At 73.8% G+C, this 17443-nt stretch carries 18 protein-coding genes; 8 read left to right on the plus strand and 10 right to left on the minus strand.

The window, feature by feature from the left end:
- The first annotated feature begins 65 nt into the window (after positions 1–65).
- The 6 genes from ABZ899_RS22595 (at position 66) to hypA (ending at position 3831) form a co-directional block, all read left to right on the plus strand.
- Positions 66–1859 carry a nickel-dependent hydrogenase large subunit gene (locus ABZ899_RS22595; protein WP_361348940.1) on the plus strand — a complete coding sequence of 598 codons (1794 nt, stop codon included), beginning with the start codon at positions 66–68 and terminating at the stop codon, positions 1857–1859.
- Positions 1852–2415, plus strand: coding sequence for a NifU family protein (locus tag ABZ899_RS22600; RefSeq protein ID WP_361348943.1), 564 nt, complete (start codon positions 1852–1854; stop codon positions 2413–2415). The genes ABZ899_RS22595 and ABZ899_RS22600 overlap by 8 nt, the downstream gene beginning before the upstream one ends.
- Positions 2412–3005: a DUF5947 family protein gene (locus tag ABZ899_RS22605; protein ID WP_361348946.1), complete on the plus strand. Its 594-nt coding sequence runs from the start codon at positions 2412–2414 to the stop codon at positions 3003–3005. Before ABZ899_RS22600 ends, ABZ899_RS22605 begins: the two co-directional genes overlap by 4 nt.
- 38 nt (positions 3006–3043) lie before the next feature.
- Complete coding sequence (locus ABZ899_RS22610) at positions 3044–3250, plus strand: hypothetical protein (RefSeq protein WP_361349246.1); 207 nt, start codon at positions 3044–3046, stop codon at positions 3248–3250.
- Between the two features lie 73 nt (positions 3251–3323).
- The gene (locus ABZ899_RS22615) at positions 3324–3473 is read left to right on the plus strand and encodes a hypothetical protein (protein ID WP_361348949.1); all 150 of its coding nucleotides are present in this window, start codon (positions 3324–3326) and stop codon (positions 3471–3473) included.
- Between the two features lie 7 nt (positions 3474–3480).
- Positions 3481–3831, plus strand: a complete 351-nt coding sequence (gene hypA / locus ABZ899_RS22620; protein WP_361348952.1) for a hydrogenase maturation nickel metallochaperone HypA — start codon at positions 3481–3483, stop codon at positions 3829–3831.
- A 26-nt stretch (positions 3832–3857) separates the two neighbouring features.
- Here the strand turns inward: hypA and hypE are convergent, their stop codons facing one another.
- The 8 genes from hypE to ABZ899_RS22660 form a co-directional block, all read right to left on the minus strand.
- The gene (gene hypE, locus ABZ899_RS22625) at positions 3858–4928 is read right to left on the minus strand and encodes a hydrogenase expression/formation protein HypE (protein WP_361348955.1); all 1071 of its coding nucleotides are present in this window, start codon (positions 4926–4928) and stop codon (positions 3858–3860) included.
- Complete coding sequence (gene hypD / locus ABZ899_RS22630) at positions 4921–6063, minus strand: hydrogenase formation protein HypD (RefSeq protein ID WP_361348958.1); 1143 nt, start codon at positions 6061–6063, stop codon at positions 4921–4923. Before hypD ends, hypE begins: the two co-directional genes overlap by 8 nt.
- Positions 6060–6380: a HypC/HybG/HupF family hydrogenase formation chaperone gene (locus tag ABZ899_RS22635; protein ID WP_361348961.1), complete on the minus strand. Its 321-nt coding sequence runs from the start codon at positions 6378–6380 to the stop codon at positions 6060–6062. The genes hypD and ABZ899_RS22635 overlap by 4 nt, the downstream gene beginning before the upstream one ends.
- 3 nt (positions 6381–6383) lie before the next feature.
- Entirely contained in the window at positions 6384–8720 is a 2337-nt protein-coding gene (hypF, locus tag ABZ899_RS22640; protein ID WP_361348964.1) for a carbamoyltransferase HypF, read from the minus strand.
- The gene (gene hypB / locus ABZ899_RS22645) at positions 8717–9445 is read right to left on the minus strand and encodes a hydrogenase nickel incorporation protein HypB (RefSeq protein ID WP_361348966.1); all 729 of its coding nucleotides are present in this window, start codon (positions 9443–9445) and stop codon (positions 8717–8719) included. Before hypB ends, hypF begins: the two co-directional genes overlap by 4 nt.
- Positions 9438–10082 (minus strand): hydrogenase maturation protease, encoded by a 645-nt coding sequence (locus ABZ899_RS22650; RefSeq protein ID WP_361348969.1) that lies wholly within the window; start codon positions 10080–10082, stop codon positions 9438–9440. Before ABZ899_RS22650 ends, hypB begins: the two co-directional genes overlap by 8 nt.
- Positions 10079–11761, minus strand: a complete 1683-nt coding sequence (locus ABZ899_RS22655) for a hydrogenase maturation protein (protein ID WP_361348972.1) — start codon at positions 11759–11761, stop codon at positions 10079–10081. The genes ABZ899_RS22650 and ABZ899_RS22655 overlap by 4 nt, the downstream gene beginning before the upstream one ends.
- A gap of 163 nt (positions 11762–11924) precedes the next feature.
- Entirely contained in the window at positions 11925–12437 is a 513-nt protein-coding gene (locus tag ABZ899_RS22660; RefSeq protein WP_361348975.1) for a hypothetical protein, read from the minus strand.
- 316 nt (positions 12438–12753) lie between these two features.
- Here ABZ899_RS22660 and ABZ899_RS22665 point away from each other — a divergent pair, with 316 nt between their 5' ends.
- The gene (locus ABZ899_RS22665; RefSeq protein WP_361348978.1) at positions 12754–13617 is read left to right on the plus strand and encodes an aminoglycoside adenylyltransferase domain-containing protein; all 864 of its coding nucleotides are present in this window, start codon (positions 12754–12756) and stop codon (positions 13615–13617) included.
- On the opposite strand, the gene ABZ899_RS22670 is transcribed toward ABZ899_RS22665, so the two are convergent.
- The gene (locus ABZ899_RS22670) at positions 13596–15041 is read right to left on the minus strand and encodes a glyceraldehyde-3-phosphate dehydrogenase (RefSeq protein ID WP_361348981.1); all 1446 of its coding nucleotides are present in this window, start codon (positions 15039–15041) and stop codon (positions 13596–13598) included. The two genes, ABZ899_RS22665 and ABZ899_RS22670, sit on opposite strands and share 22 nt — an antisense overlap.
- A gap of 159 nt (positions 15042–15200) precedes the next feature.
- On the opposite strand from ABZ899_RS22670, the gene ABZ899_RS22675 reads away from it, so the two are divergent.
- Positions 15201–16160, plus strand: a complete 960-nt coding sequence (locus ABZ899_RS22675) for a LysR family transcriptional regulator (RefSeq protein WP_361348984.1) — start codon at positions 15201–15203, stop codon at positions 16158–16160.
- 283 nt (positions 16161–16443) lie between these two features.
- Here ABZ899_RS22675 and ABZ899_RS22680 read toward each other — a convergent pair whose 3' ends face one another.
- The gene (locus ABZ899_RS22680; protein WP_361348987.1) at positions 16444–17421 is read right to left on the minus strand and encodes a LysR family transcriptional regulator; all 978 of its coding nucleotides are present in this window, start codon (positions 17419–17421) and stop codon (positions 16444–16446) included.
- Between the last annotated feature and the right edge of the window lie 22 nt (positions 17422–17443).

Here is a 17443-nt window from a genome sequence, read left to right on the forward strand (position 1 = left end):
CACCGGGTCACACCCATCCGCCGCCACCCACTCACGAACATCGACAGCGAGGGGCAGTACCGCAGATGACGACCACCGGGGCGCGCGCGACGGAGCGCAAGCCGCCACAGATCGTGGACATGTCCTGGGACCCGATCACCCGGATCATCGGGAACCTGGGCATCTACACGAAGATCGACTTCGCCAACCGGGAAGTCGTCGAATGCCACAGCACCTCGTCGCTGTTCCGTGGCTACTCGGTGTTCATGAAGGGCAAGGACCCCCGGGACGCGGGCTTCATCACCTCCCGCATCTGCGGTATCTGCGGCGACAACCACACCACCTGCTCCGACTACGCCCAGCAGATGGCCTACGGCGTCAAGCCGCCCACGCTCGCCGAGCACATCGTCAACCTCGGCGAAGCGGCCGAGTACATGTTCGACCACACGATCTTCCAGGACAACCTGGTCTTCGTGGACTTCTGCGAGGCCATGGTCAAGGCCACCAACCCCGGGGTCCTGGCCCGCGCCGAACGCACCGCCGCGCCCCGGGGCGACATCCACGGCTACCGGACCATCGCCGACATCATGCGGGCCTTCAACCCCTTCGAGGGCGAGATCTACAAGGAGGCCCTGAAGGTCAGCCGCGTCACCCGCGAGATGTTCTGCCTGATGGAGGGGCGGCATGTCCACCCCTCCACGCTGTACCCGGGCGGCGTCGGCACGATGCCCCAGCCCACCGCGTTCACCGACTACCTCAGCCGGCTCATGCGGATCATCGACTTCGTCAAGAAGGCCGTCGCCCTCAACGACGACGTCTTCGACTTCTTCTACGAGGCGCTGCCCGGCTACGAGGAGGTCGGCCGCCGCCGCGTCCTGCTCGGCTGCTGGGGCGCCTTCCAGGACCCCAGGGTCGTCGACTACCGCTACGAGACGATGAACACCTGGGGCAAGGCCATGTACGTGACCCCCGGCATCATCGTGGACGGTGAACTGGTCACCAACAACCTCGTCGACATCAACCTCGGCCTGCGCATCATGCTCGGCAGTTCGTTCTACGAGGACTGGGTCAACGAGGAGCCCTTCGTCACCCGCGACCCGCTCGGCAACCCCGTCGACATGCGCCACCCCTGGAACCAGACGACGGTGCCGGTCCCGCAGAAGCGCGACTTCGACGGCAACTACAGCTGGGTGATGAGTCCGCGCTGGCTCGACCCGCGCAGCGGCGACCACCTCGCCCTGGACACCGGTGGCGGCCCGCTGGCCCGCCTGTGGTCCACCGCGCTCAACGGCATCGTCGACACCCCGTACGTCAAGGCCACCGGCGACAGCGTCCGCATCTCCCTGCCCAAGGGGGAGAGCCTGCCGGAGACCACCCTGGAATGGCGCATCCCCAAGTGGAGCAACACCATCGAACGGGACCGTGCCCGCCCCTACTTCGTCGCCTACGCGGCCGCCATGTCCCTCCAGTTCCTGGAGGAGGCCATGGACCTCGTCCGCGTCGGCGACACCAAGGTGTTCCAGAACTACGAGGTGCCCGACGAGGCGATCGGCTGCGGCTTCCACGAGGCGGTGCGCGGCGTCCTCTCCCATCACCTGGTGATCAAGGACAAGAAGATCGCCAACTACCACCCGTACCCGCCCACCCCGTGGAACGCCAGCCCCCGGGACATGTACGGCACACCCGGCCCGTACGAGGACGCCGTCCAGGGCCAGCCCATCTTCGAGGAGAACGGCCCCGACGACTTCAAGGGCGTCGACATCATGCGCACCGTCCGCAGCTTCGACCCCTGTCTGCCGTGCGGTGTCCACATGTACGTCGGCAAGGGGAAGACGCTGACCACCATGCACTCCCCGACCTACGGGGCGAGCCATGGGTGAGCCCGCCCCGGCCCGGCTGGCCGATCCGGACGTCGAGGCCCGGCTCGCCCGGCTCGACGAACTCCTGGAGGGCCTGGAGTGCACGCCCGGCCCCGTCACCCGCCCCGCCACCGAGGCGGTGGGCCTGCTGACCGAGGTCTACGGCGAGGCACTGGCCCGCGTCCTGGACCTCGCCGACGCCGCCCTCGCCGCACGCCTCGCCGACGACGAACTGCTCGGGCACCTGCTGGTGCTGCACGACCTCCACCCCGAACCCGCCGAACGCCGGGCGGCGCGCGCCGTCGAGCGGCTGCGCCCCGCCGTCCGGGAACGCGGCGGCGACGTCGAGTGGGCCGGTGTGGAGGGCGGCGTCGCCCGGGTACGGCTGACGGCGGGCGGCGGTTGTGGCGCCGGCAGCGGCAGCGGCGGAGCCGACGTCACCGACGCCGTACGGGCCGCCGTCCTCGCCGCCGCCCCGGAACTGACGGACGTCGAACCGGTGCCGGACCCCGCCGGAGGCCGGTCCGCCCCGGCGTTCGTACCGCTGGCCACCCTGACCCGCCGGAGCGCGCCGTGACCACCGGCGGCGCCCTGGCCCGGCTCATCCGCTCCACGGCAGGCCGCGCGGCGGCGGACGCGGAGGTGTGCGAGCTGTGCGCGGCGCCGGTCCCCGAGGACCACGCCCATCTGCACGACGCCGAGGAGGAGCGGGTGCGCTGTGTGTGCGGCCCCTGCTCGGTGCTGTTCGACCGGGGCGGTGCGGACGAGGGCCGGTACCGGCTGGTGCCCCGCCGGCGACTCCGGCTGCCGGCGGTGGGGACGGACGTCCTCGGCGTGCCCGTCGGGCTGGTCTTCTTCGTGCCCCGCGCCGACGGCACGGTCACCGCCGAGGGGCCGAGCCCGGCCGGGGCCATGCGGTGGGAGGTGGACGCGGCGGCCTGGCGGCGCCTCACGCGGACGTGTCCGCCGCTCGCCACCGTGGCACCCGAGGTGGAGGCACTGCTGGTGAACACCGTGCACGGCGCCGACCACCACTGGATCGTGCCGGTCGACGACTGCTACCGCATGGTCGCCGTCGTCCGCCGGCACTGGCGCGGGCTGTCCGGCGGCGGCGCGATCTGGCCGGCCGTCGAACAGTTCTTCGCCGGCCTCACCGAGAGGTCGTGAGCGCGCCCCGCGGCGCGCAGACGAGGAAGGAGAACACCATGGGCGGCATCCGGGTCGGCAGGGCCCAGGCCAAGCCCGACACCCCCGGCCATGTGTCCGGCATGCACCAGGGCAACCACGGCCGCTACCAGGACCAGACGGGTCACCACCGGGACGGCACCTCCGACGCGCGCCGCTCCACCGGGATCCGCTGGAAGAGACACGACGCCCTGATGGACGCCATGCCGAACATCTCACCGGGATGACGGACAGCGGGGAGTGACCGCGATGAACGACCGACGGGCGCGCCGGTGCGGCGCCGGAAGTGGAGGAGCCGGGATGAGCGGAGTTCAAGTGCTGAAGGCCGAGGCCGTCCTGCTGGGCGCCCTCGCACTGGTCCTGCTGGTGTGGGAACTGCCCAGCCTGCGGCGCGAGGCACGGATCTGGCGGATGGCGGGCGGTCTGCGCGCGGGCCGCCGCTACCCGTGAGCGGGCCGTGCACGAACTGTCGATCGCGACCGCGATCATCGAGCGGGCCGGCGAGTTGGCCCGGGCCGACGGGACGGACACCGTGTCGGCGGTGACCGTCCGCGTCGGCGAACTGGCGGGTGTCGTCCCCGACGCCCTGGACTTCGCCTTCGAGGTGGCCCGCGACGGCACCGCCCTCGCCGCCGCGCGGCTGGTGGTCGAGCAGGTCCCCGCCCAGGCCTGGTGCGGGACGTGCGCCGAGGAGTTCGCGGTCGGCATGCCACCGTTCTTCTGGTGCCCGCGCTGCGACCGGCCCTCCTCCGACCTGCGCAGCGGCCGGGAACTGGAGATCACCGGCATCGAACCGGCCGTCCGCTGACACACGAGCCCGTCAGCAGATCCGCGTCAGCAGATCCGCGGAAGCTGCTCGCCCAGCGGCAGGTCCACCACCCGGGTGCCGCCGAGGCCCGTCGCGACGACGACCGTCCCGGGGTGCTCGGCGACGCACTCACCGATCACCACGGCCCCCGCCCCGTGCGGATGGGCCCGCATCGCCGCGAGGACCTCGTCCGCCGCCGACGGCGGCACGAACGCGACCAGCCGTCCCTCGTTGGCCACGTACAGCGGGTCGAGCCCGAGGAACCCGCAGGCGTTGGCGACCGCGTCCGGCACCGGGACGGCACGCTCGCTGAGCCGCACACCCGTCCCGGAGGCGCGGGCGATCTCGTTGAGCGACGTGGCGAGACCGCCCCGCGTGGGATCGCGCAGCACATGCACGTCCGGTGTGACGGCCAGCATGGCCGCCACCAGGTCCGCGAGCGGCGCGCTGTCACTGGCGACCTCGACCCCGAACTCCAGGCCCTCCCGGACACTCATGATCGCCACGCCGTGCAGCCCGATCGGGCCGCTGACGATGACGACGTCACCGGGCCGCGCCCGCTGCGGGCGGATGTCCACCCCGTCGGGCACCAGTCCCACCCCGGCGGTGGTGACGTACACCCCGTCGCCGTGGCCCGATTCCACCACCTTGGTGTCCCCGGTGGCGATGGTGACCCCGGCCGCCTCGGACGCGGCGCCCATGGCCCGCGCGATCCGCTCCACGACCTCCAGCTCCACGCCCTCCTCCAGGACGAACGCGGCGGACAGGTAGGCCGGCCGCGCCCCGCTCATCGCCAGGTCGTTGACCGTCCCGTTGACCGCGAGGTCACCGAGGCAGCCGCCCGGGAAGAACAGCGGCCGCACCACGTACGAGTCGGTGGAGAACGCGAGGCGCGCGCCGCCGAGTTCGAGGACGGAGGAGTCGGTGAGCGCGGCGAGCGTGCTGTTGCCGTACGCCGGGGCGAAGACCTGCTCCATCAGCTCCGCCGACAGGGCGCCGCCGCCCCCGTGCCCCATCACGACGACGGGCTGGTCGCGCAGGGGAGCGGGACAGGTCCAGGCGGCCGGGTCGACCACATCCGCGAGACGTTCAGGCAACGGGGTTCAGCTCCTCGGCCGCGGGCCGGACGCCCTGCGGGGCGGGCGTGTTCATCCGGCGGTACAGGTGGTAGGCGGCGCAGGCGCCCTCGCTGGAGACCATCGTGGCGCCGAGCGGTGTGCGCGGCGTACACGTGGTCCCGAACGCGGCGCACTCGGTCGGCTTGATCAGGCCCTGCAGCACCTCGCCGCTGCGGCACTCGGCGGGCTCCTCGGTCCGGATGCCGGCCACGTCGAAGCGGTGCTCGGCGTCGTACGCCCGGAACGCCTCGCTCAGCCGCCAGCCGCTGGACGGGATGCGCCCGATGCCCCGCCAGTTGCGGTCGGTGACCTCGAACACCTCCTCGATCATCCGTACGGCCGCCGGGTTGCCGTCGTCGCGGACCGCGCGGGGGTACGCGTTCTCCACCCGGTGCTCGCCGCGCTCCAACTGCCGCACCGTCCGGCGGATGCCCTCCAGGATGTCCAGCGGCTCGAACCCGGTGACCACGATCGGCACGCCGAACCGGTCCGCCAGCCCCGGGTACTCGGCCGTCCCCATCACGCTGCACACGTGCCCGGCGGCGAGGAAGCCCTGCACCCGGCAGGACGGCGCCGTCATGACGGCCTCGATCGCCGGGGGCACCCGCACGTGCGAGACGAGCAGGCTGAAGTTGCCCAGGCCCTCGCGGCGGGCCCGGTGCACGGCCATGGCGTTGGCGGGGGCGGTGGTCTCGAAACCGATCGCGAAGAACACCACCTGCCGGTCCGGGTTGCGGCGGGCCAGCTCCAGCGCGTCGAGCGGCGAGTACACCACCCGTACGTCGCCGCCCCCGCCCTTGACCCGGAACAGGTCCCGGTCGGTGCCGGGCACCCGCAGCATGTCCCCGAACGAACAGAAGATCACCTCCGGGCGGGCGGCGATCTCCAGGGCCTTGTCGACGACGTCCAGCGGCGTCACACACACCGGGCAGCCGGGGCCGTGGATCAACTCGACCTGCTCGGGCAGCAACTGGTCGATGCCGTGCCGGATGATCGAGTGCGTCTGACCGCCGCACACCTCCATCATCGCCCAGGGGCGGGTGGCGGTCGCGCGGATCTCGTCCAGCAGCCGCCGGGCCAGCTCAGGGTCGTTGAACTCGTCGATGTACTTCACCGGGCCTCACTCCCGCCGTCCTGGCGCCCCGCGGGCGCGGGCTCCCCCGCCTCCCGGGCCGCCTGCTGCCAGGCGTCCCCGAACTCCTCCTCCAGCAGCCCCAGTTCCTCGAACAGCTTCAGCGAGGCCAGCGCGGACTCCTCGTCGAGGCGCTGGAGCGCGAAGCCGACGTGCACGATGACGTACTCACCCACCCGGACGTCGGGCACGTACTCCAGGCACGCCTGCTTGCGCACCCCGCCGAAGTCGATCAGCCCGGTGAGCGGGTCGGCGCCGTCGTCGATGGCCACCACCTTGCCGGGCACCGCCAGACACATGCGTCACTCCTTCGTTCGCCGGTGCGCCGCGACCACCAGTTGGCCGAGGGCCAATCCGCCGTCGTTCGGCGGGACTTCGCCGTGCCGCAGCACCGTGAAGCCGTCCGCGGCCAGCAGCCGCGCACACTCCTCCTCCAGCAGCGCGTTGGCGAACACCCCGCCGCTCAGGGCGACCGTGCCCGGGCCGGTGTCCTCCCGGGCCTGCCGGCACAGCTCCGCCACGGCCCGCGCGACACCCCGGTGGAAGCGCGCGGCGAGCACGGGGACGGGCGCCCCCGCCCGCAGGTCGGCGACGAGGGCGCGCAGGACGGGGGCGGGGTCGCACAGACCGCCGGCCGTCCCGAAGGTGTACGCCTCGTCGTCGGCGTCCCAGGCCGTGGTGGCCGCCGCCTCCAGTTCCACGGCGGCCTGCGCCTCGTACTCGGCGCGGTGGCAGACGCCCGCCAGGGACGACACCGCGTCGAAGAGCCGGCCCATGCTGGAGGTCGCCGCGCACGCCACGTCCCGCGTCAGCTGACGCTCCAGCAGCGCGAGTTCGTCGGGCTCGCAGGCGGCGACACACGGCAGGTCCGGCTCCCATCGCACCCCCGCGGCCCACAGCCGGGCCAGCGCCAGCCGGCAGGGGTTGGCCACCCCGGCGTCCCCGCCGGGCAGCGGGGCCGGTGTGAGGTGGGCGAGGCGCCGGTAGCCGCCGTAGCCGGCGAGCAGGAACTCGCCGCCCCAGACGGTGCCGTCGTCGCCGTAACCCGTGCCGTCGAAGGCGACCCCGATCACCGGGTCGGTGCCTTCGAGCCCGTGCTCGGCCATGGCGGAGGCGATGTGGGCGTGGTGGTGCTGGACGAACACCGGTGACCGCAGCCGCAGGTGGGCGGCCTGCAGCCGGGCCCACCGCGCCGAGTGGTACCCCGGGTGCCGGTCCGCGGCGACCACCTCGGGGGCCACGCCGGTCAGGTGCCGCATATGCGCCTCGGCCCGGCCGGCCGCCTCCAGGGTGGCGAGTTCTCCCATGTCGCCGATGTGCGGTCCGAACCACGCCAGGTCGCCCTCGCCGACGCACAGCGCGTTCTTCAGGTCGCCGCCCACCGCGAGCGCCGGACGCAGCGTCACGGGCAGCCGCAGCGGGCGCGGGACGTACCCGCGGGAGCGGCGCAGCACCTGCTCGGTGCCGTCGCTGCGCACCCGCAGCAGGGAGTCGTCGCACGGCGAGGCGATGGGCCGGTCGTGCGTGAGCCAGGCGTCCGCGAGGCCCGCCAACCGGGTCAGCGCCTCCTCGTCGTCCGTGACGATCGGCTCCCCGGACCGGTTCCCGCTGGTCATCACGAGCACCCGCGGACCCGGCGGATCGCCCGGCAGCCCGAACAGCAGGGGGTGCAGCGGGGTGTACGGCAGCATCACCCCGAGGTGCGGGCTGCCGGGGCAGATGCCGGGCGCGAGCGGCTCGTCGGCCCCGCGCCGGCGCATCAGCACGATGGGCCGGCGGGGCCCGGTCACGGCGGCCAGCTCGGCCGGCGAGGGCAGCGCGACCCGCCGTACGGCGTCGGTGTCCGCGCACATCACCGCGAACGGCTTGCCACCGCGCTCCTTGCGGCCGCGCAGCGTGTCCACGGCCCGTGCGTCGGTCGCGTCGCAGGCCAGGTGGTAGCCGCCGAGGCCCTTCACGGCGACGATCCGGCCGCCCGCCAGCAGCGCCCGGGCCACCGCGAGCGCGTCACCGTCCCGCGCGGCCCGGACCCCGGTGCCGGGGGCCGGCTCCAGGCGCAGCCGGGGCCCGCAGTCCGGGCAGGCCACCGGCTGGGCGTGGAAGCGGCGGTCGGCGGGATCGCCGTACTCCCGGGCGCACGCGGCGCACATCGGGAAGCCGTCCATGGTGGTGACGGCACGGTCGTAGGGCAGGCCCGTGGCGATGGTGAAGCGGGGGCCGCAGTGGGCGCAGGTGAGGAAGGGGTGCCGGTGGCGGCGGTCCTGCGGGTCGGCCAGCTCGCGCAGGCAGGCGTCGCAGGTCGCCGTGTCGGGCGGCAGGAGGGTGCGGCCCGGGGAGCGGTCGGTGGAGCGGATGGTGAAGGTGTCGTCGGCGCCGGTGACCGGCAGGTCCTCGACCTCGACGCCGGTGACCGCCGCCATCGGTGGCGGCTCGGCGGCCAGCCGGTCGCACAGCCGGTCGACGCCGTCCGGCAGTCCCTCCACCTCGATGAGCACCCCGTTCGCCGTGTTGCTGACGAAGCCGGCCAGCGCGAGATCGGTGGCGAGGCGGTGCACGAACGGCCGGAACCCCACCCCCTGCACGGTGCCGCGCACGACGACGCGGCGGCGCACCGCCCCGTTGCTGACGGGCGCGGTCACGAGACCGGGCCGGCCGCGTGGACGGGGGAGTGGGGCCTTGGCGCCAGAGGAGGCGTGTGTGCCGGGGCGCCGTCCCGGACGGCGAGCACCCGATCCAGGAGGGTGCCGACGCCCTCCCCGGTGCGGGCGCAGGACCGGACCACCTCGACGCCGGGGTTGACCCGCCGCACATGCGCCTCGAACACGGCCGCGTCGAAACCGGCCGGTTCCGCCAGGTCGGACTTGGTCAGCACCACCAGCTGGGCCGAGCCGAACGCGGTGGGGTACTTCAGCGGCTTGTCCTCGCCCTCCGTCACCGCCATCAGGACGATCCGCAGGCTCTCCCCGAGGTCGTAGGAGGCCGGGCAGACCAGGTTGCCGACGTTCTCCACGAAGAGCAGCGAGGTGCCCTCGGGCGGCCAGGACTCGACGTGCCCGCGCAGCTGACGGGCCTCCAGATGGCACAGTCCGTCGGTGAGGAGCTGTTTCACCGGGGCGCCGGACCGCGCGAGGCGCCGGGCGTCGTTCTCGGTGGCCAGGTCGGCGGTGAGCGCGGCCACCTGGACGCCCCGCCCGATCGCCCGGGTGAGGACGCGGCCCAGCAGTTCCGTCTTGCCGCTGCCCGGGCTGGACAGCAGGTTGACCACGCTCACCCCGCGCCCGGCCAGCTCCTCGCGCAGGTGCGCGGCCAGACCGTCGTTCCTCGCCAGGACGGCTCGGCCGGCCTCTTCCACGGACTCACACATCGGCGCTGCTCCTCGCGGTCGGTGGGGGAGGGACCGGGGTGCCGGTCCGCTGCCGATCCTCCGCGCCGCCGGTCCCCTCGGTCCGGACCCCGGCCGTGGAGGGTCCCGCGGATTCGTCCGGGCGGCGCAACGCGGGCGTCGCCGCGGGGTCGGCGAGCAGCGCCGGGACCAGGGTGTGCAGGGCCGCCACCGCCTGCCGTACCGCCGCCCGTACGGTCGCGCTGGTGCCGGGGGTGATGTCCTCGTCGCCGCGCGGGACCCGTTCGGGCTCGCAGGCCAGGACGAGGACCCGGGGGAGCGGTCCGTCGCCCAGGTGGGCGGCGAGGGCCAGGACCTTCGCCGGGTCCATGCCGTGCGCCTCGGGCGGCGGCCCGCCGGCCGAGCCGTCGGGGAGCTCCGGCTCGATCAGCGACAGGGTGCCCGGGGTGTGGCCGCGGACCGCCGCGTCGACCAGGACGGCCGTGTCGTAGCCGTCGAGCAGGGTGTGGGCGAGGTCGAGCCCGCGGATCCCGAAGTCCCGTACGGTCGCCGCGGGCGGCAGGGGCCGGTCGTCCAGGGCACGGATCACCTCCGGGCCGAAGGCGTCGTCCGCGAGGAAGATGTTCCCGACGCCCGCCACCAGCAGCCGCGCGGTCACCGCGCGCCCGCCGGCAGCTTGCGCACGAAGGCCGACCGCAGGGCGTGGTAGGGGGCGCGAGGGTCGAAGAAGATGGCCCGCATCCGGGCGAGTTCGTCCCGCCGGTACTCGGCGAGCGGCTGCCGCTTCTCGTCGGCCTGGCGTGCCGCGGCCTTGGCCTCGATCCGCCGCTCCAGGTCCGGGGCACCGGCCAGGGCGTCGGCCAGCCGGTCCACCTCGGCGCCGAACTCCCGCGGCGGCACGGGCACCAGACGGTCCACCAGGCCGATCCGCGCGGCGCTCGCGGCGCTCACCGGGAACGCCTCGGTGGTCAGCCGGTGCGCCGTCTCGACGCCGACCCGGCGCGGCAGCGAGTACGTCCAGAACTCGGAGCCGTACAGGCCCATCCGCCGGTAGTGCGGGTTGAGGACGGCGCCGGAGCGGCACCACACCTCGTCGGCGGCCAGGGCGAGCATGACCCCGCCGGCCGCCGCGTTGCCGCCGAGAGCCGCCACCACCAGCCGGTCGGTGGTCCGCAGCACCGCCTCGACCAGGTCGTCCATGGCGTTGAGGTTCGACCAGGACTCGCCCGCGCTGTCCGGCGCCGCCTCGATGACGTTCAGATGGATGCCGTTGGCGAAGAAGTCACGGGCGCCGCCCAGCACCAGCAGCCGGGTCGGGCGGGTGAGGGCGTACCGGTAGGCGGCGTGCAGCCGGCGGCAGTGCTCGGTGCTCATCGCGCCGCCGGGGAACGAGAAGCGCAGGAACCCGACGTCGCCGCGCTGCCGGTAGCGGATGTCGGTCCAGGTGGTGCGGTCGGCGGGCAGTTCGAGCGGGGCGGCGATCTCCGGAAGCCGGTGCTCGGCGGGCCGCTGGTAGGAGTCCAGCACGGAGGCCGCCGGACGGCGGAACGGCGCCGGGTCGCCGGACGCCTTGCGGGGCCGCAGCTCGGGGATCCAGACCGCGCCGTCCACGGTGGCCCGGCAGATCGCCCCGGCGCGGGTCGCCAGCAGCTCGCCGGGGCGTCCGCGCAGCCGGTCCTCGGGGTGCCCGCCGTGCAGGAACAGCTCACGGCCGAGGAGTTCGTCCAGGACCCCGGGCTGTGAGTCGGCGCCGCGCAGCTTGCGCACCACCGTCCGGGTGTCGTCCCTGTCCCAGTCGATCCGGCGCTGGTCCTGGCGGTAGGCGTCGCGCCACAGCACACGGACCGCGGGGTCGGTCTGGGGCTTCGGCTTGAACGATCCTTCGGCGTAGCGGCGCACGGCCTGCAGCACCGCGGCCGAGGCCGCGTCGGAGACCTCGCCCCGGTACAGGTCGCTCTTGCCGACCTCGGGCACCGGGAAGGTCTCGGCGGCCCACACGGCTCCCGCGTCCATCCCCGCCTCGGCCTGGAGCACGGTCACGCCCCAGTGGGTCACCCCGTCGGCGACGGCCCAGTCCAGGGCGGACGGCCCGCGGTCCCCCGGTGGGCCCGGGTGCACGACGAGACAGGTGTGCTCCCGCCACACGTCCTCCGGCAGGGCCGTCTTCAGCATGGGGGCGATGATCAGTTCCGGGCGGGCCGCGCGGACCGCGGCCCGGACCGCCTCGTCGCCCTGCGAGGCGAGGACGACGTCCACCCGGTGCCCTTGGTCGGACAGTTCCGCGTACACGCGCTGGGACAGGCTGTTGAACGCACTGGCGACGAGCAAGATCTCCATGACCGGGCATGTTCGTCCCTTTGGCGAGGGGCGAGAAGGACCACGACGGCGTTTCGCCGCCCCCTGGCCGGTCTCTTGCTCCATACGGCTCGCTTTCGGCACCGTGCCCCGCGCGGGGGAGGGATCCGCGCGGGGCGCCGGCGGTCACACGGCAGGCCGGGCCTCAGGCGCAGAGCACCCGGGTCTCCGGGGTGAAGACCGGGCCGCCGCTGACGTTGGTCGCGTCGCTGAACTCGGCGTAGTAGTACGAGTAGAAGCCGAGGTTGCCGTTGCAGCCGGAGTCGGCGGCGATCTGGAGCGTCAGTGTGACGGTGCGGCTCTGGCCGGGCGGGACCGTTGTCCCGTAGTTCGCGCCGAGGTCGGCGGGCCCGGTTCCGGCGCACGGGGCGCTGCCCGCGGCGGTGGCGAGCGTGCAGCCGGTGAATCCGTACTTCAGGTCGGGGCGCTGGGTGGTGAGCCAGGTGGGCTGGATCGTCTGGTGGACGAACAGGACGTCGTACGACTTGTGGTTGGTGAGCGTCATCGAGAGCCGCACCGTGCCGCCGGGTGTGGTCGTCGCGGCGTCGGTGGCGAAGGTCAGCTCCGCCGGCGCGGGGTCCGCGGCGCTCGCGCCGGGGGCGAGCCCGAACACGGCCGGGACGAGGGCGAGGACGGTGGTGAGACCCAGGCGTCTCATACGGGGTGATCGCATGGCCCGGGAGGCTAGGCAGGCGGCGCGCGCACCGTCTGCCCCGCGCCGGGCGGCCCGGCTGGATGTGTCCTATATATGGAGGAGGCGTGGCAGTCATGTGAAGGTGCGGGCGGGGTGGCGTCCGCGCAGGGCAGCCCGAGGACGGCGACCAGGGACCGTGCGCGCGGTTCCCGGCACGCCGCCCGTCGCGCCGTACGCCGATATTGGCCGGGACCCGGACACCGGCGCGACCCGACTGCCCGGACCGGGCCGGTCGTTCTCGGGCGATCGCCGGTTTCCGGCCGTGCGGAACACTGGGCGTATGACCCGGACACCGGTGGACCCGCACGCCGTCCCCGCCGAACTGCGGCCCTACCTCACGGAACTGGTCCGCCGCACGCACGACCTGTGCGGCACGCGCCTGGTGAGCGTCGTGGCGGTCGGCTCCGTCGCACTCGGCGACTACCGGCACGGGCGCAGCGACACCGACGTCACGGTGGTCCTGGACGGGAGACCGCCCGCCCCGCTGCTCTCCGAGCTGGCCGCCGCCCTCACGCACCCCGCCCTGCTCTGCCCCGCGGCCGGACTGGAACTGGTGGTGTACGACGCGGGCTTCGCCGCGCGGCCGTCCGGCGGGGCCGGATACCTGCTGGACCTCAACACGGGCCCGCTGCTGCCCGCCCGGCTCAGCCTCGACCCGGCCGGGTCCCCGGCCTTCTGGTACGTCATCGACCGTTCCGTCGCCCATCAGGCCGGGCGGACGCTGTACGGGTCCCCGGCCCGTGAGGTGATCGCCGAGCCCGCCCCCGCCGACCTGCTCGCCGCGATCCGCGCCTCCGTCCGGGAGCACGGCGCGGGCGACGGGCACCTGGCGGACAACCGGGTCCTCAACGGGTGCCGCTCGGTGTGCTACCGCCGGACCGGGCGCTGGCAGCCCAAGCGCCGGGCGGCCCGTGACGTCGCGGCCGCCGAGGAACGCTTCCGCCCGCTCGTCGAGGCCGCCCTGCGCAGCTACGAGCGCCCCTCACGCACGGACGCGACCGCCCTGCCCGCCGGTGAGGTGCGGGACTTCCTGGCCTGGGTCGCCGGGCAGGTGGACGACGCGGCCGGGGCGGACGCCCACCGGGGGGCGTCCGCCCCGGCCGCGGGGCACGGGGGACCGGATCAGACGGCCGGCGCCGGGTAGGTCGGGTACTCCACCCCGGAGACGTGCTGGACGACCCGGATGACCTGGCAGGAGTAGCCGAACTCGTTGTCGTACCAGAGGTAGAGGATGGCGTTGTCGCCCTCCACCTTCAGCGCGCCCGCGTCCACGATCGACGCGTGCCGGGAGCCGATGAAGTCGCTGGAGACCGCGTCGGGCGCCGTGATGAAGTCGATCTGGCGGCGCAGCGGCGAGGTCAGCGACACCTCGCGCAGGTAGTCGTGCACCTCCTCGCGGGTCGTCTCCCGCTTCAGCTGCAGGTTGAGGATCGCGATGGAGACGTCCGGCACCGGCACCCGGATGGAGCTGCCGGTGATGCGGGCCTTGAGGTCGGGCAGCGCCTTGGCGACGGCGGAGGCGGCGCCGGTCTCGGTGATGACCATGTTGAGCGGCGCGGAGCGGCCCCGGCGCTCGGACTTGTGGTAGTTGTCCAGCAGGTTCTGGTCGTTGGTGAACGAGTGGACGGTCTCCACGTGCCCGCGCTGCACGCCGTACTCGTCGTCCATCGCCTTCAGCGGCGGGACGATGGCGTTGGTGGTGCAGGAGGCGCACGACAGGATCTGCTCGTCCGGCTTGATCGTGTCGTGGTTGACGCCGTGCACGATGTTCGGGACGTCGCCCTTGCCGGGCGCGGTCAGCACGACCTTGTCGACACCGGGGCGCAGGTGCTTCGACAGGCCCTCGCGGTCGCGCCACTTGCCGGTGTTGTCGATCAGGATGGCGTTCTTGATGCCGTACGCCGTGTAGTCGACCTCGGAGGGGTCGTCGGCGTAGATCACCTTGATCGCGTTGCCGTTGGCGAAGATCGTGCTGCTCGCCTCGTCCACGGTGATCGTGCCCTGGAACTGCCCGTGGATGGAGTCGCGGCGCAGCAGCGAGGCGCGCTTGACGATGTCCCGCTCGCCGCCACCGCGCACGACGACGGCCCGCAGCCGCAGGCCGTTGCCCGAGCCGGACTTCTCGATGAGCAGCCGGGCGACGAGACGGCCGATGCGGCCGAAGCCGTACAGGACGACGTCGCGTCCCTCGCCCCGCTCGATCTTGTTGGCGCCGGTGGCGCCCGCGACGGCCTCGGCGGTGAACGCCTCCACCGTCAGACCGCGGTCGTCGGCCTTGTGGGCGGACGCCAGCATGCCCAGGTCGATCTGGGAGGGGCCGAGGTCGAGGGCGGCGAGGGCCTTGAGGAACGGCAGCGTCTCGGTGACCGAGAGCTCCTCGCCCGCGATCTGCCGGGCGAAGCGGTGCGTCTTCAGGATGCTGACCACCGACTTGTTCACCAAGGAGCGGCTGTGGAGGAGGACGGTGACGTCCCTCTCCCGGTGCAGCTTCCCGATGATCGGGATCATCGATTCCGCGATCTCCTCGCGGTTCTTCCAGCTGGTGAACGAGTCGTCGTTGACAGTCACGGGCGCGGGCCTATCTTTCGAGCTAGGTGGCGCTCATATGCTAACCGCAGGGTTCGAGGCGTGTTCGAAGGGGGGTCCGCGCGTGATGAGATGGCCCCATAGCGCCGTGTTCGACGGGAGAGCGGCGGAGCGGCGGCCCTGACGAGAAGGGTGTGACGGGTGGAGCTGGAGCTGCGCCATCTGCGGGTGCTGTGCGCCATCGCGGACGCGGGAAGCGTCGGCCGGGCCGCCGCGGAGCTGGGGTACTCCCAGCCCGCGGTCAGCACCCAGCTCCGCCGGATCGAGCGGCACTTCGGCGAGCCCGTCTTCGAGCGCGGCCCGGCCGGGGTGCAACTGACCCCGTACGGCTTCGAGGTGGTCGCGTCCGCACGGGACGTGCTGGCCCGCGCGGACGCCATCGGCCGGCGCCCCGCCGCCGGGGCCGCCGCGGTTCGGCGGACGCTGCGGGTCGCCGCCACCAACTCGCCGATGCTGGCGGGCATGGTGTCCGGGCTGCGTGCCCGGACACCGGACGTCTCCCTCGCGGTGACCAGCGTGTACGCGTCCTCACGGATCGTCGAACTGCTGGAGGAGGGCGCGGTCGACGCCGGCCTCGCCGCCGACTATCCGGGGCGTGAGCTCCGGCACTCCGGCGCGGTCGCGCACCGCGGGATCGTCACCGAGCCGACCTTCGTCGCCCTGCCGTCCCGGCACCCGCTCGCCCAGCGCTCCCAGGTCGCCCTCGCCGACCTGGCCGGGGAGGAGTGGTTCCTGACGCCGGACGACGGGGCCGGCTGGCCCGAGGTGTTCCACGCGGCCTGCGCGGCCGCCGGGTTCACCCCGGCGGTCGCGCACGAGTTCCTCGGCGACCACCAGCAGCTGCAGGGCATGATCGCCGACGGTCTGGGCGTGGCCGTCGTGCAGCCCACCATGCGGCCCCTCCCGCAGGTGGTCGTCAAGCCGCTGCAGGGCACACCGCTGTGGTGCCGGTACGTGCTGGCCTGGCGGCCGACGGCCGTATCGGCGGAACTCGTCGACGCGCTGTTCCAGTCCGCCGCCGAGGCGCACCGCCAACTCGTCGCCCAGTCGCCGCACTTGAGGGCGTGGGCCGCCCGCACCTGGGGAGTGCCGGGAGCGTAGGGCCGCAACGGCGACGTTGTTGGCGCGCACCGGCATGGAGACGACCCGCCGTGCGCTAGGCGCTCGAACGGCACCCGGCCGATGTGCACCGCGTGCCGGAGCGGTTCCGCGCCGGTGACTGCGCGGGCGGACACGCCGTCTACGCCACCGGGACGGCACCCGCTTCGACGCCGGCTTCGACGCCCGGCTGACGGAGTGCGCCGCGGGCGCCCGTGCGGCCGCCGGTCGAGGCGGGCCGAGCCGCGGTCGCGGCCGTCCGGGACCGCCCGCGCGGCGGCGGAGCTCACCAGGCGCCGGCGAGCTCCAGCAGGTGGTCGCGGACCAGGGCGACGTGCGGGTTCCCGGAGGACCCCGGGCGCTGCACGAGGAAACCGGTGTTGATCGGCGGGTCGTCCGGGTCGTGCAGCAGCGTCAGCGCGCCGGAGGCCAGTTCGGCGGCGCACAGATAGCGCGGGAGCACGCTGAATCCCGTACCGCCCGCGACCGCCGCCGTGACGGCGTTCAGATCCGGCATCGTCACCGCCGGCTGCCGGGTGAGCCGGCGGCCGAAGACATGGCGCCAGTAACGGCGCACGATCGGCACGTCCTCGGCGTAGGCGACCAGCGGCACGCCGTGCAGGGCGGCCGGGCCGTCGGCCGCGAGCCGGGCCGGACCGCCCACCCGCTCGGCCCAGCCGGGTGACGCGACCAGCACGAACTCCTCGTCCATGAGCGGCACCGAGGCCAGGGCGCGACCGCGCGGCCGGTAGGTCGCGATCACCAGGTCGTAGCGGCCCGCCCGCAGGTCCGTCAGCAGTGGCTCGGTCAGCCCCGGGGTGACCCGCAGCCGCACCCCCCGGTCGACCAGGGGAGCGAGGGCGGGCATCACCCGGCGGGTCAGCAGCTCGGCCGGGCCGGCCAGGTGCACCGGCTCCGCCGGGTGGGCGTCGTCCGCGCCGCCCGGCCCGGTGAGCCCGGCCAGCGCGTCCAGCGGCTCCACGATCCGGCCGGCCAGCTCGTCCGCGTACGGCACCGGGGCGACCCCGCGCGCCAGGCGCTGGAACAGCTCCCGGCCCAGCTGCCGCTCCAGGGTGCGGATCTGAGCGGTGACCGTCGGCTGGGACAGGGCCAGCAGCCGGGCGGCGGCCGTGAACGAGCCGGTGCGGTAGACGGCGAGGAAGGTCCGCAGCAGGTTCAGGTCCACCGGGGCCGCGGAGCCCGGCGGGACCCGCACAGCCTCTGCCCCACCGTCCCGGCTGTCATCGGAATCCCTATGCCTCATATGGACAAGCCTATTGGATTCG

The organism is Streptomyces sp. NPDC046859 (assembly GCF_040645135.1).
Taxonomy (GTDB): domain Bacteria; phylum Actinomycetota; class Actinomycetes; order Streptomycetales; family Streptomycetaceae; genus Streptomyces.

Bases quoted from the DNA above. Each gene is read 5' to 3' on its own strand.
- ABZ899_RS22660 (WP_361348975.1), bottom strand. From the start codon at position 12,437: ATGAGACGCCTGGGTCTCACCACCGTCCTCGCCCTCGTCCCGGCCGTG.
- ABZ899_RS22595 (WP_361348940.1), top strand. From the start codon at position 66: ATGACGACCACCGGGGCGCGCGCGACGGAGCGCAAGCCGCCACAGATC.
- ABZ899_RS22680 (WP_361348987.1), bottom strand. From the start codon at position 17,421: ATGAGGCATAGGGATTCCGATGACAGCCGGGACGGTGGGGCAGAGGCT.
- ABZ899_RS22610 (WP_361349246.1), top strand. From the start codon at position 3,044: ATGGGCGGCATCCGGGTCGGCAGGGCCCAGGCCAAGCCCGACACCCCC.
- ABZ899_RS22665 (WP_361348978.1), top strand. From the start codon at position 12,754: ATGACCCGGACACCGGTGGACCCGCACGCCGTCCCCGCCGAACTGCGG.
- ABZ899_RS22600 (WP_361348943.1), top strand. From the start codon at position 1,852: ATGGGTGAGCCCGCCCCGGCCCGGCTGGCCGATCCGGACGTCGAGGCC.
- hypB (WP_361348966.1), bottom strand. From the start codon at position 9,445: ATGTGTGAGTCCGTGGAAGAGGCCGGCCGAGCCGTCCTGGCGAGGAAC.
- ABZ899_RS22635 (WP_361348961.1), bottom strand. From the start codon at position 6,380: ATGTGTCTGGCGGTGCCCGGCAAGGTGGTGGCCATCGACGACGGCGCC.
- ABZ899_RS22655 (WP_361348972.1), bottom strand. From the start codon at position 11,761: ATGGAGATCTTGCTCGTCGCCAGTGCGTTCAACAGCCTGTCCCAGCGC.
- ABZ899_RS22615 (WP_361348949.1), top strand. From the start codon at position 3,324: ATGAGCGGAGTTCAAGTGCTGAAGGCCGAGGCCGTCCTGCTGGGCGCC.